Annotated in this window: 9 protein-coding genes and 2 rRNA genes; 7 read left to right on the top strand and 4 right to left on the bottom strand. The window is 46.8% G+C overall.

Features of this window, described 5'->3' with window-relative positions:
- Positions 1-188: 188 nt before the first annotated feature.
- Genes dusB through ABFQ95_02770 form a run of 5 tightly spaced genes read left to right on the top strand, consistent with a single transcriptional unit; the run spans position 189 to position 6,115 of the window.
- Positions 189-1,196, top strand: a complete 1,008-nt coding sequence (gene dusB, locus ABFQ95_02790; protein MEN8236457.1) for a tRNA dihydrouridine synthase DusB — start codon at positions 189-191, stop codon at positions 1,194-1,196.
- Entirely contained in the window at positions 1,193-1,489 is a 297-nt protein-coding gene (locus tag ABFQ95_02785; protein MEN8236456.1) for a helix-turn-helix domain-containing protein, read from the top strand. Before dusB ends, ABFQ95_02785 begins: the two co-directional genes overlap by 4 nt.
- 32 nt (positions 1,490-1,521) lie before the next feature.
- Positions 1,522-3,711, top strand: a complete 2,190-nt coding sequence (locus ABFQ95_02780) for a PAS domain-containing sensor histidine kinase (GenBank protein ID MEN8236455.1) — start codon at positions 1,522-1,524, stop codon at positions 3,709-3,711.
- Positions 3,712-3,719: 8 nt separating this feature from the next.
- The gene (locus tag ABFQ95_02775; GenBank protein ID MEN8236454.1) at positions 3,720-5,111 is read left to right on the top strand and encodes a sigma-54 dependent transcriptional regulator; all 1,392 of its coding nucleotides are present in this window, start codon (positions 3,720-3,722) and stop codon (positions 5,109-5,111) included.
- 11 nt (positions 5,112-5,122) lie between these two features.
- Positions 5,123-6,115, top strand: a complete 993-nt coding sequence (locus tag ABFQ95_02770) for an L-threonylcarbamoyladenylate synthase (GenBank protein ID MEN8236453.1) — start codon at positions 5,123-5,125, stop codon at positions 6,113-6,115.
- A 255-nt stretch (positions 6,116-6,370) separates the two neighbouring features.
- Here the strand turns inward: ABFQ95_02770 and ABFQ95_02765 are convergent, their stop codons facing one another.
- Positions 6,371-6,667, bottom strand: a complete 297-nt coding sequence (locus tag ABFQ95_02765) for a hypothetical protein (GenBank protein ID MEN8236452.1) — start codon at positions 6,665-6,667, stop codon at positions 6,371-6,373.
- A 229-nt stretch (positions 6,668-6,896) separates the two neighbouring features.
- On the opposite strand from ABFQ95_02765, the gene ABFQ95_02760 reads away from it, so the two are divergent.
- The gene (locus tag ABFQ95_02760) at positions 6,897-7,523 is read left to right on the top strand and encodes a LysE family transporter (protein MEN8236451.1); all 627 of its coding nucleotides are present in this window, start codon (positions 6,897-6,899) and stop codon (positions 7,521-7,523) included.
- Between the two features lie 78 nt (positions 7,524-7,601).
- Here the strand turns inward: ABFQ95_02760 and ABFQ95_02755 are convergent, their stop codons facing one another.
- Positions 7,602-8,315, bottom strand: a complete 714-nt coding sequence (locus tag ABFQ95_02755; protein MEN8236450.1) for a 16S rRNA (uracil(1498)-N(3))-methyltransferase — start codon at positions 8,313-8,315, stop codon at positions 7,602-7,604.
- A 55-nt stretch (positions 8,316-8,370) separates the two neighbouring features.
- On the opposite strand from ABFQ95_02755, the gene ubiA reads away from it, so the two are divergent.
- Positions 8,371-9,252: a 4-hydroxybenzoate octaprenyltransferase gene (gene ubiA, locus ABFQ95_02750; protein MEN8236449.1), complete on the top strand. Its 882-nt coding sequence runs from the start codon at positions 8,371-8,373 to the stop codon at positions 9,250-9,252.
- A gap of 402 nt (positions 9,253-9,654) precedes the next feature.
- Here ubiA and rrf read toward each other — a convergent pair.
- Together rrf and ABFQ95_02740 are read right to left on the bottom strand one after the other, a co-directional pair.
- Positions 9,655-9,769 (bottom strand): 5S ribosomal RNA (gene rrf / locus ABFQ95_02745).
- 182 nt (positions 9,770-9,951) lie between these two features.
- Positions 9,952-13,286: ribosomal RNA gene (locus ABFQ95_02740) — 23S ribosomal RNA — on the bottom strand.
- Between the last annotated feature and the right edge of the window lie 49 nt (positions 13,287-13,335).

Below are 13,335 nucleotides of genomic sequence, written 5' to 3'. Positions count from 1 at the left end.
GGTAGAAAATGTGTCGAAGGAACTCTACGAAAATTCGCTCAATCTGGCAAATATATTGGGATACAGGGGAATCACATAGGTTTACTGAACAGCCCTGCATCTCTCCTATAAAATTTTGAACTTACTCCCTACATATGTTAGTATTAAAGCCAACTTACAATTCACACATTAGTTTTTTACTTGAATAAATGACGATTAAAATTGGTCCGATCACCCTAGAACATAATGTTATACTAGCACCCATGTCCGGGGTGACCGATATGCCTTATCGCAAGCTAGTAAGACGCGGTGGTGCAGCGCTCGTGATTTCTGAAATGATTGCCAGCAGAGCGATGATTGAAGAGTCAAAAAAAACACTGCAAAAAGCGGCCTTTAGCCCAGAAGAATCCCCTGCGGCCATTCAACTTGCAGGATGCGATCCCCACATCATGGCCGAAGCTGCCAAACTCAATCAAGATAGAGGAGCTGTCATGATTGATATTAATATGGGGTGTCCAGCTAGAAAAGTCGTCAATAGCTATTCAGGATCACATTTGATGCGGGATGAGTGTCTGGTGGAGAAAATTCTTGAAGCTACCGTCAAAGCAGTGCAAATTCCAGTCACCCTCAAGATGCGAACAGGATGGGATGATGACAGCCGCAATGCACCTAAGTTGGCCAAGGTAGCCGAAAATGCTGGCATTAAGATGATTACTATCCACGGTCGCACCCGCTGTCAGTTTTATCGAGGCAGCTCGGACTGGAAGTTTATTCGGCAAGTCAAAGAAGCGGTATCACTGCCCGTCATTGGCAACGGTGACGTTAAAATAGAAGAAGATGCAGCTGAACTGCTCGAGGTATCAAAAGCTGATGGCGTCATGATTGGTCGCGGCTGCTATGGCCGCCCTTGGATTTTTGGCCAAATACACCACTACCTCAAGCATAAACAAAAGCTCAGCCCACCACCACTACATAAGCAAAAAGAAATCCTGCTTGAGCACGTGCAAGACATGTACAGCTATTATGGGCTAAGCCCAGGTGTGCGCCTTGCACGTAAACACATCGGTTGGTACAGCAAGGGGCTTCGGGGCTCATCCGAGTTTCGGGCTCAAATCAATTGTAGCGACTCTGGCAAAGAGGTGCTAAAACTTATTCAAGACTTTTACGATGCAGCACTTGACGACGATGCCTTAGAACAGCTAAGAACAAACTCATGAAATATATATTAAAAAATAGTTCTCCCCACAAAAGTGACAAGAGCCCAACAACGGATGGCCTCTCCCAAGCAGTCAATGAGCACCTCCAAACCTATTTCCAGGCACATAACGGTCACCTGCCTCCCCCAGGTTTGTACAAACGTTTTATCCAAGAGGTTGAACGCCCACTGCTCGAATTATCACTTAAGGCCGTGGGAGGGAGCCAGGTTAAGGCCGCAGAAATTCTGGGAATTACACGCAACACTTTACGTAAGAAACTACAGGTTCTCAATGGCAAACAAACCAAATCCTAGGTTGAGATTGGCAGGACCATACACTGATTCTCATGACCACATCATTTTCTAATATTGCTCGGCCGCTTAATCAGTTCATTACCTCAACCTCATGGATGCGTTTTATCATCATCAGTTTGGGGCTACTGGCATTGATTCTGGGACTCATGACCTTTCAAACTCTGGTGGCCTCGCAAGCCCTTGAGTCCACCTCACGAAGGGCAATTCTACTGCTGACAGCTGATTTAACCGTTTTGTTAGCGCTTGCTATGACCATTGCCTACAAACTGGTACGAGGACGGCGTCAGTCCCCCAGCGGTAGAGCTAGTGCTCGCTTGCAGGCCAAACTAATACGATGGTTTGGATTGCTCCTGATCACACCCGCCATTCTGATCACCGTTTTTTCCGTAATTTTTTTCAACATGGGCATTGAATCGTGGTTTGGCAGCAAAGTTCAAACCGCCATTCAACAGTCCTCTGAAGTGGCGCAAGCCTATCTTACCGAGCACAAAAAGCTGACTCTCAATGATGCCCGTGCTATTGCCAAGGAGCTAACAGCAGCGTTGCCGCAAATGCTGCACCAAAAAGATATCTTCAAGACATTTATCAATCATCAGGCCCAATCGCATGCCTTGTCCGAAGTGGTGGTGTTTACTCCCAATTTTCAGGTGCTAGCTCGCTCAGAGTTAGCATTTGACCTTCTATATGAAATGCCTTCTCTGACCGATTTAAGACGAGCTAAAAAAGCTCCTATCCTCTTTGAAACTGGCAACAATGATCGCGTTCGCGCACTGATCCAAATTGCTCCAAATATTCCCATTTTTCTATTGGTCGGTCGTTTTGTGGACCCAGAGGTGCTAGACCATATCCATAAAACCGAATCAGCAGTACATGAATACAATACGCTGGAAACCATGCGTACCAGCTTTGAAATCCAATTCATTTTAATGTTCATCGCTGTCTCGCTGCTCCTGTTAATGCTGGTCATCTGGATTGGTACACTATTTGCCAACCGGTTGGCTCGACCCATTGGTAATCTGATTGAGGCAGCCGAGATCGTCAGCGCAGGACATTTGCACCACCGCGTCCAAGAACCTAAAGACCTAGATGAACTGGGCTTGCTCAGCCATGCCTTTAACCGTATGACAGAACAATTGGAAAGCCAACGCGACAAGCTTTTGCAAGCCAACCAACAAATTGATCGCCGCAGACACTTTATCGAAACGGTTCTCTCTGGAGTTTCAGCAGGTGTTCTTGGTCTCAACTCCCGCAGTACAATTGATATCGCGAATGACTCAGCAGCACACCTACTGCAAATGGAGCCAGCTCAACTCAAAGGAAAAGCGCTGCATGACGTAATGCCCGAACTGAGTGAAATGCTTAAACAGGTTGAAGCAAGAGAGGTAGAAGGAGGTGTCCAGTCGCAAGTCACGCGAACCCAAGCCAACAGAGTTCAAACCCTGCTGGTAAAAATCTCTGTTGAAAAAACGAGCGAAGACATAGACGGCTACGTCATTACCTTTGATGACATCACAGCTCTCCTGGGCGCACAACGCAAAGCTGCATGGGGAGATGTCGCACGCAGGGTGGCGCATGAAATTAAGAATCCACTGACCCCCATTCAACTGTCAGCCGAACGCCTAAAACGCCGATACCTACCACAGATTAGGGATGAATCTGACTCCTTCCAACGTTACGTTGACACCATCGTTCGACAAGTCAGCTATATTGGCGAAATGGTCAATGAGTTTTCCGCATTCGCACGCATGCCCGCCCCGGCTATCAGACAAGAAAACCTGGTCGAATTATGTGAGCAAGCCCTATTTCTGCAACAAGAAGCTCATCCCTCAATCCAATTTGATCTTAAATGCGAATACAAAAGTATCAGCCTAAACTGTGATGCAGCCCAAATCGGACGGGTTTTTACCAATTTATTGCAAAATTCCATTGACTCCATCAACAGTCGCCGCCAAACTGAAGCTGATTTTGTGGGTCAGTTAATGCTTACCATTAGGGCAGGATCAAATTGGATTGATGTTTTTGTTGACGACAATGGAGAAGGCTTGCCTACCTGCGATCGAGCCAAACTAACCGAGCCTTACGTGACGTTTCGCAAACACGGAACTGGCCTGGGCCTTGCCATTGTCAAACGAATCCTTGAAGATCATGGAGGAACAGTCACCTTGGGAGACTCACCCCTTAAAGGTGCAAGAGTACAATTACATTTCCAAACACAAACATAGGTAGATCAATGGCGTATGATATTTTAATTGTTGATGATGAAGCAGATATTCGAGATGTAATTGCTGATGTGCTAAAGGATGAAGGATATGACTCTCGCGGAGCCGCTGACGGTCCAGGCGCCCTAGAAGCGATTCAAGCACGTCGCCCCAGCCTGGTGCTTCTTGACATTTGGCTCGGAGACAGCCGATTTGACGGCATGAAAGTCCTCGAACAACTACAACGTGATCACCCAGAGGTACCCGTCATTATGATGAGTGGCCATGGCAATATTGAAACCGCCGTGACAGCAATGAAAAAAGGTGCTTACGATTTTGTAGAAAAACCCTTTAAAGCGGATCGTCTGCTGCTTATCATCCAACGTGCAATTGACGCTTCAAGGCTACGTCAAGAAAACCACAGCCTCAAAAGCATGGTCAATCCAAATATCCCCCTTATTGGCAAATCAGCCTACGCCCAGCAAATGCGTGAATTGATTACCAAAATTGCCCCAACCAACAGCCGTATTTTTATCTCGGGGGCCTCAGGGGCTGGCAAGGAAATTATTGCCCGGCAGATTCATGCGCAATCATCCCGCGCTAAAAATGGCCCCCTAACCGTATTCAATTGTGCAACGATGGACCCTGAGCGAGCCGAGGAAGAATTATTTGGCCGTGAAGCATCACCCCCAAAAGACATACCCTGCAAAATCGGCTTATTGGAGCAAACCCATTTAGGCACTCTGGTCCTAGATGAGGTCACTGACCTACCGCTGGTACTACAGGGAAAAATTACTCGCCTGCTCCAGGATAATACATTTCAAAGGCTTGATGGTGAAACTAAAGTTGAAGTGGATGTGCGGATTATTGCGACCTCAAGCCGGGACGTAACCCTAGCTATTCAAGACCGTAAATTCAGAGAAGACCTGTTTTATCGCCTCAATGTGGTCCCAATTCGTGTACAAGCCTTGAGTGAACGCAAAGAAGACATACCAATCCTATCTGAGCATTTTTTGACCCTGGCCAGCCAATTAAATGGCCATCCCAAGCGATTTTTGGGAGATGATGCCTTGGCAGCCTTGCAGACCTACAACTGGCCCGGCAACATACGGCAATTACGCAACGTTATTGACTGGATCTTAATCATGGCAGGCGGTGATGAAAAACAACCCATTGCCGCCGACATGCTGCCACCGGAAATCATGTCTGACCTTCCCGTCACCCCACAATGGGAAGGGGGGCATGAAATTTTGAAACTACCGCTTCGAGATGCACGTGAAGTTTTTGAAAGGCAATACCTCCTGTCTCAGGTCTCACGCTTTTCCGGCAACATTTCACAAACCGCCAACTTTGTTGGCATGGAACGCTCGGCCTTGCACCGCAAACTAAGGATTTTGGGAGTTGGTCGGTCTGAAATCCGTTAGAATAAAAGACAATGCCTTGCAAAAATATCCCAACACCTCTTACCATTGCCCAGGCTACTGAAAGGCTAAAGCAAGGCGAGATAGCCGCCATACCCACCGAGACAGTATACGGACTTGCGGTAGATGCCACCAATGACCAAGCAATTGCCAGGATCTATGCAGCTAAATCAAGATCACAGAATAATCCATTGATTGTCCATGTTGCAACGACGCACGATGCCGCTTTATATGTGGAGTGGAACCTACGTGCTCAACAGTTAGCGGACGTCTTTTGGCCAGGGCCACTCACCATGATTTTGGCCCAACGCAAAAATTCACCAATTTGCAAGCGTGTTAGTGCAGGACTTGAAACACTTGCTATACGCGTGCCAAAACACCCCATAGCCCTAGAAATACTAAAGAAAACTTCCCTGCCCCTTGCAGCCCCCAGTGCCAACATTTCAGGAACCTTAAGCCCCACGACTGCTCAGCACGTCATCGATGGATTCAAAGGCCAGGTTCTTGTGGTTGATGGCGGTCAGACAAAAATTGGTCTTGAGTCAACCGTGGTTGACCTAACCCAAACCCCGGCAATAATTTTAAGACCTGGTTCGATCACCCGAGAGAAACTACAAGCAGTAATTCCTATTGGCCAGCCAGCACAAGAAAAAAGTTCTCAGCCAAAATCTCCGGGGCAATTTGGCAAGCACTATGCCCCAAAGCAACCCTTAAGGCTCAACGCCACCAATGTTGAACAACGCGAAGCGCTCCTGAGTTTTGGAACAAATTCGATTGAAAATGCCACAAAATGTTTAAACCTAAGCCCTAAAGGTAACTTAGCAGAAGCAGCAAGCAATCTTTATCAAATGCTACATGAATTAGATCACCCGCAGTTTTCATGCATTGCAGTGGCTCCGATTCCTGATGTAGATGTAGGTGTGGCAATAAATGATCGTTTGAGACGGGCAAGTCAGAAATCAGAGGTCAGAGGTCAGAGGTCAGAGGTCAGTACCGCGCTGAAATAGTGCGCAGATATCCTGCAATTACCCAGCGGACCGTCATCCCGGAAGCCGGTTTTGTCCAACGTTCCTTTTATTTTTTAATGTTGAGCTCAAAGTGCTCATTTACCCAAGTAAACTGCGCGCTTTTCACTGCCATAAAATTCAATATTTTGATTCAGCACGGGTATACCGATCCTAGAACAAAAAAACCGCAGTGCAAAAGCCCCGCGGTTTATTTTGTTGAAAACATTACGTCACAATGTAACGTAAGAGTCCATCCTAGTTCATGATAGCTGCATCACCTGGCTCAGCTTCTTTGATTTCAGACCGTTGCCCCACACGAGTTCCTTGGTCCTTCAAACCAACCCGAGGTCCAGAACCTGGATCCGCGGCCCGTTTAGCTTCCACCCGAGCTACGCAACCTGCATACTCGTACGGCGTTTCAGAAAAGAACTTTTGGCAATCTTCCGCCCAATCGGGACCTGTACGTGCCCAAGGGTCATCTTCGCGAGTTCTTTCAGCCGCACAACCTGCAAGCGCAACACATCCAGCTAATATCAATGCCTTTCTGTACATATTCGTCTCTTCCCTATATGCCTGTAATTTAGTTAAAATCCATCGTACTGCTACTAAACTACCCAACAGCTTTCCCCCTGTCAAGCTGGTCTGAGGGCATAAAAACTAATTTTTAAGACTGTAATAATTTAGCCACACTCATTTTGGTCGGCGCATAAGTGGCTTGAATCACCCCATACCTTCCGTATACTGTAGACTACAGACGCAGTGCCTTAGGAAAATCAAAGCCTTGATCACCGAATTTATTGCCCGAGATATTCTTTTCTTTTGTAAAGGTATGCTTGTGGGCATTGCGGTTTCAGCCCCTATTGGTCCGGCAAGTATCATGTGTATTCGCCGCACCATCCATAGTGGTTGGTGGCTTGGAGTCGCCTCAGGCCTTGGCGTAGCTGTTGCCGATACATTGTATGGCAGTATAGCAGGAATCGGCCTCACCTCTATTGCCGATCAAATCATGGAGTGGCTCACCAAACTTCGTTTTGTGGGTGGTATTTTTCTGATTATGCTAGGTGTGGCACTCTTTCTCACGTCGCCCAAAAAGGAACCCAAGCATTATTACGCTCACACTTTTATTCCTGCTTTTTTCTCAACCCTTGGAATCACCCTGGCAAATCCTTTGATGTTTGTGCTGTTTGCCGCCCTGTTTGCTGCAACTGGACTTGATGACCTCAGCCGAGATAGTGACCTTGTAGGACTTTTAATTCTTGGAATTTTCGTAGGATCCATGGCTTGGTGGACCAGCTTTTGTGGTGTACTAACCCTCTTGCAAAACCACATCAGTTTTTCAGCACTCACCTGGACCAACAAGATTTCAGGGCTGGTGATTGTGGTGTTTGGACTGTTGGCAATGCTTTAGACAGAGGACAGATGTCAGAGGACAGATGTCAGATGTCAGATGTGGAAATGCCCGTATTTATTATCTGACATCTGGTATCTAACTTCTGACTACTGCTATCGCAGTAATCCCCGCGGTCTCAGCTCGTAGTATGTTAGGCCCCAAGCTGACAGCTTTTGTATAAGTTTCATTTTTCAGTTGTTCAAACTCATCTGTTGAAAATCCTCCTTCTGGACCAATTAGGATAGCGCTTTTGTCTGGCTTAAGAGAATGTAATAATTGGCTTAGAGTATCTGCTTGGCGCCTTTCATCGCAATAAAAAAGCATGCGTGTCGGGTCCCATTTATTTAGGGTTTCATACAAACTTTTCGACTCATGCCATTTAGGGATAGCGATCCTACCACATTGCTGCGCTGCGGCAATAGAAATATCTTGAAAGCGTTTCATGTTGCGTTTTGTCTTATCACAATGATCCGTAATTACCGGGAAAAAGTCAGTGACCCCCAATTCCGTAGTTTTTTCGATCAACATACTCTGACGCGTTGGTTTAATGGGAGCAAATAACAGCCAGCATTCTGGCTCAGATTCCTGCTCCCTTGCTAACCACTTAACTAATGCTGCACCCATTTGCTTTTTGTCATGCAAAAAAGCACATTCCCACTCTCCATCACGACCATTGAATAAACTGATTGTATTACCAATATTCAATCGTAACACCTTGCGCAAATGATGCGACTGCATCGCATTCAGCGACACTTCCAAACAGGCATCCAAATCCTGTGATACATAAAGTCTGGGAACATGTCGCTCCATAATATAACTCCTCAAACCTATTGAAATATTTTCACCACCTTGACATTATCATTGCATGGACACAAGTCAAAAATTAAATCAAATTCCTAGCGCTACCAATATCATTGCTCTGTGCCGCCTAAACCGCCCCACGGGTATTTGGTTATTGCTGGCGCCTTGTTTATGGAGCCTGAGTTTGGCAAATGATGGGTTTCCATCAATTTGGTATATATTGCTTTTTACAATCGGTTCAGTACTTATGCGCAGTGCAGGGTGCGTCTATAACGACATCGTTGATCGTAATCTAGATAAGTATGTTGAGCGCACCAAAAGCAGGCCGCTAGCGTGCGCTGATGTCTCTGTTATCCAAGCTTGGGGGATCATTGCTCTTCTCTCTCTCACCAGCTGCATCATTTTGTTGCAATTTCCAACAACTACCATTGCGCTTGGCATCGGCGCTTTGGCACTGGTTGCAACATACCCGTGGATGAAACGTATCACCTATTGGCCTCAGGCCTTTTTAGGTCTGACCTTTAATTGGGGAGCATTAATGGGCTGGAGCGCGGTAAAAAACCAAATTGAGCCCCCTGCCCTGTGGCTATATGCTGCTGGCATTACCTGGACGCTTATTTATGACACGATTTATGCACATCAAGATAAGCAAGATGATATTTTAGTGGGTATTAAATCCACTGCGCTTAAACTAGGGCCACGCACAAAGCCATTCATATTTTGCTGTGCAACAACAATGATCATTTGTCTAGGAATTGCTGTATGGGACGCAGGAATAGGAATAAACAGATATGTAGTACCAGGATTTCTGTTCATTGCAGCTCATCTCTTTTGGCAATGCTGGACTGTTGATTTATATGATCCAGAAGACTGTCTGGCAAAGTTTAAGGCAAATCAATGGTTGGGATTGTTGATTCTTGTCATCATACTTATCGGAAGATATTAGCTAACTTGAGTTTTGGATGATGAAATGGTGCACTTTTAGTTTATGATTGACACACGGCCGTCATCCTGAACGCTGATTTTCCGAACGTGCGACTGTAAGTCGCACGAATTGGAAAATCTTTGCGATTCAGGATCCAATTCTTTTTTGCAGATTTAAAAAAATGGGATCCTGAATCGTAAGGTTTTGCCTCCTCAAATCTTACCAGACTTGAGTTCCAAAACCAACGTTCAGGATGACGATCCGTAGATAACACATTTTCACTGAACAGCCCTGTAAGAATTGTCAATGTGATTAAAAAATGGAATCTTTAGTTCTTCAACATGGTAAAAATATCAATATTTTGATGTCAAAAACCGGAAATCTGATTTCTGGCTTCTGATTTGTGATTTCTGTCTCCTGAAAGCTTGGCCGCGACCTACTCTCCCACGCCTTAAGACGTAGTACCATCGGCGCAAAGGCTCTTCACGTTCGAGTTCGAGATGGGATCGTGTGTTACATCCTCGCTATAACAACCAAGCCATCAGGAGACAGACCCCAGAGATCAGATAGAGATCAGAAAAATCTGTACTCTGACATCTGCTATCTGACCTCTGAAAAAAGGGACTCATTAAATGGACATCAGAGACAGATTCCAGAACACAAACATCAGAAGTATAAAACCTTCTGACATCCGAACTCTGATCTCTGACATCTGAAAATCGAATCAAGCCAATCGAGTGATTAGTACCAGTTAGCTACATGTGTTACCACACTTCCACACCTGGCCTATCAACGTGGTGGTCTACCACGACTCTCAAGGGAAAACTGGTTTCGAGGCAAGCTTCCCGCTTAGATGCTTTCAGCGGTTATCTCTTCCATACTTAGCTACCCAGCGGTGCATTTGGCAACACAACTGGTACACCAGAGGTATGTTCACCCCGGTCCTCTCGTACTAGGGGCAAGTCCTCTCAATTTTCCAACACCCACGGCAGATAGAAACCGAACTGTCTCACGACGTTCTGAACCCAACTCACGTACCACTTTAATCGGCGAACAGCCGAACCCTTGGGACCTGCTTCAGCCCCAGGATGTGATGAGTCGACATCGAGGTGCCAAACCTCCCCGTCGATATGAGCTCTTGGGGGAGATCAGCCTGTTATCCCCGGCGTACCTTTTATCCGTTGATCGATGGCCCTTCCACTCGGGACCACCGGGTCACTATGACCGACTTTCGTCTCTGCTCGACCTGTCAGTCTCGCAGTCAGGCAGGCTTATGCCATTGCACTCTACAGCTGATTTCCGACCAGCTTGAGCCTACCATCGCGCGCCTCCGTTACTCTTTAGGAGGCGACCGCCCCAGTCAAACTACCCACCATGCAGGGTCCTGGACCAGGATTCACTGGTCTCAGTTAGATATCAAGGATAACAAGGGTGGTATTTCAAGGGTGACTCCACACCAACTAGCGTCGGCGCTTCATAGTCTCCCACCTATCCTACACATGTCATCCCTAATACCACTGCAAAGTTGTAGTAAAGGTGCACGGGGTCTTCTCGTCTAACCGCGGGAACTCCGCATCTTCACGGAGAATTCAATTTCGCTGAGTTAATGTTGGAGACAGCGGGGAAGTCGTTACGCCATTCGTGCAGGTCGGAACTTACCCGACAAGGAATTTCGCTACCTTAGGACCGTTATAGTTACGGCCGCCGTTTACTGGGGCTTCAATTTAGAGCTTGCACCCCTCCTCTTAACCTTCCAGCACCGGGCAGGCGTCAGACCATATACTTCATCTTGCGATTTTGCATAGTCCTGTGTTTTTGATAAACAGTCGCCACCCCCTGGCTTGTGCCACCCACATCTGGTTGCCCAAACGCGGGTCTCCCTTCTTCCGAAGTTACAGGAGCATTTTGCCGAGTTCCTTCAACATCATTCTCTCAAACGCCTTAGTATGCTCTACTAACCCACCAGTGTCGGTTTTGGGTACGGTCTTATTGCTGGAGCTATTTCCTGGAAGTCCCAGGCTGCACACCCAATCCAATAAGGATGTACAACTTTCGGCCTTCGTCACTACCAGCAGGTTCAGGAATATTAACCTGATTCCCATCGACTACGCCTTTCGGCCTCGCCTTAGGGGCCGACTAACCCTGCCCGGATTAACCTTGGACAGGAACCCTTGGGTTTTCGGCGAGAGTGTCTTTCACACTCTTTTACGCTACTCATGTCAGCATATTCACTTCTGATACCTCCAGCGCCTCTCACGAGTACACCTTCATCGGCTTACAGAACGCTCCGCTACCGCGAACAGAGAGCAGAAATCAGATGTCAGATGTCAGAAATCAGATGTCAGCTTGACTAACGCCTACTGCGAGCTTGCAATTGCTTAGCTCGATCGCTTATCGTTGCCGACCTGTGCAGGCCTGTCAACATCCGCGAAACTTCACTATAGCCAACTGTAAAGTAAGAATACTGTTCTGGATTGATGTAGCCCAAATCACGTGCATACTTCAACCACAACTGCATCTCATCACTTGAGCCTATACATATAACTAAGAATCGTTTGAATTCCTTCATTGAATACGCCTGCTTGGCAAAGGCTTCTGCTAAATTCGCGCAAATCGAACGACTTGCCCGTCGCAGTTGGTCTCCCAACACACCACGTTCAATGGCTGGAAAGGTTAAAGTCATTTTGTGCACCTCCAAAGAAAGGGGGTATGCCTTACGGAATACCATCAATTTCTCGAAAGACTGCATATAGGCCGATGTCATAATCTCGGTCCTCATACAAATTGTTCTCTAACTCTTTCTATCTCATTTAACGACTCACTGTAAATGCTATATATATAACTTTACGAGCTGATATCTGATTTCTGATCTCTGACCTCTGGTTTCTGCCCTCTGTCCACCCATAGCTTCGGTGTATGGCTTTAGCCCCGATACATTTTCGGCGCAGGCTAGCTTAACTAGACCAGTGAGCTATTACGCTTTCTTTAAAGGATGGCTGCTTCTAAGCCAACCTCCTGGCTGTCTTGGCCTTCCCACATCCTTTCCCACTTAGCCATAACTTAGGGACCTTAGCTGATGGTCCGGGCTGTTTCCCTTTCGACTACGGACCTTAGCACCCGTAGTCTGTCTGCTGTACTCAGACTCACCGGTATTCGGAGTTTGGTTAGGGTTGGTAAGGCGCGAGCCCCCCTAGCCTATCCAGTGCTCTACCCCCGGTGGCCATATACAACGCACTACCTAAATAGTTTTCGCGGAGAACCAGCTATTTCCGAGTTTGATTGGCCTTTCACCCCTAGCCACAGGTCATCCCGTGTTATTGCAACAACAGTGGGTTCGGTCCTTCAGTACGTGTTACCGTACCTTCAACCTGCCCATAGCTAGATCACTCGGTTTCGGGTCTAATCCATGCAACTCATCGCCCTATTCAGACTTGCTTTCGCTACGCCTACACCTAACGGCTTAAGCTTGCTACATAGACTAAGTCGCTGACCCATTATACAAAAGGTACGCCGTCACAGAATTAATCTGCTCCGACTGCTTGTAAGCATCTGGTTTCAAAGTCTATTTCACTCCCCTCAACGGGGTTCTTTTCACCTTTCCCTCACGGTACTTGTTCACTATCGGTCACAAAGAGTACTTAGGCTTGGAGGGTGGTCCCCCCACGTTCAGACAGGATTTCACGTGTCCCGCCCTACTCAAGGATCTAAAAAGTTATTTACCGATACGGGGCTATCACCCACTTTGGCCAAGATTCCCATCTTGTTCTCGTTTTAACTTTAAAGACCACTGGCCTAGTCCGCGTTCGCTCGCCACTACTAGCGGAGTCTCGGTTGATTTCCTTTCCTCTGGCTAATGAGATGTTTCAGTTCGCCAGGTTTGCCTCTTGAGCCCTATGTATTCAGGCCAAGATACCACATAAGTGGTGGGTTTCCCCATTGGGAGATCTACGGATCAACGGCTGTTCACGCCTTCCCGTAGCTTATCGCAGTGTGCCACGTCCTTCATCGCCTCTTTGTGCCAAGGTATTCACCAAATGCCCTTAAAACGCTTGATTCGAAATTCCAGATTTCAGAAGTCAGAATTCAAAAGTCAGAATTCAGATA

The organism is Pseudomonadota bacterium, from assembly GCA_039714795.1.
In the GTDB taxonomy this organism is placed as follows: Bacteria; Pseudomonadota; Alphaproteobacteria; order JAGOMX01; family JAGOMX01; genus JBDLIP01.
Note: the sequence above shows the minus strand (reverse complement) of the source record. Positions and strands in the feature narration are given on the sequence as shown.

What these genes read in the sequence shown, in the direction of transcription:
- ABFQ95_02765 (MEN8236452.1), bottom strand. Translation starts at nt 6,667, where the DNA reads ATGTACAGAAAGGCATTGATATTAGCTGGATGTGTTGCGCTTGCAGGT.
- ABFQ95_02785 (MEN8236456.1), top strand. Translation starts at nt 1,193, where the DNA reads ATGAAATATATATTAAAAAATAGTTCTCCCCACAAAAGTGACAAGAGC.
- ubiA (MEN8236449.1), top strand. Translation starts at nt 8,371, where the DNA reads ATGGACACAAGTCAAAAATTAAATCAAATTCCTAGCGCTACCAATATC.
- ABFQ95_02780 (MEN8236455.1), top strand. Translation starts at nt 1,522, where the DNA reads ATGACCACATCATTTTCTAATATTGCTCGGCCGCTTAATCAGTTCATT.
- ABFQ95_02755 (MEN8236450.1), bottom strand. Translation starts at nt 8,315, where the DNA reads ATGGAGCGACATGTTCCCAGACTTTATGTATCACAGGATTTGGATGCC.
- ABFQ95_02775 (MEN8236454.1), top strand. Translation starts at nt 3,720, where the DNA reads ATGGCGTATGATATTTTAATTGTTGATGATGAAGCAGATATTCGAGAT.
- ABFQ95_02770 (MEN8236453.1), top strand. Translation starts at nt 5,123, where the DNA reads ATGCCTTGCAAAAATATCCCAACACCTCTTACCATTGCCCAGGCTACT.
- dusB (MEN8236457.1), top strand. Translation starts at nt 189, where the DNA reads ATGACGATTAAAATTGGTCCGATCACCCTAGAACATAATGTTATACTA.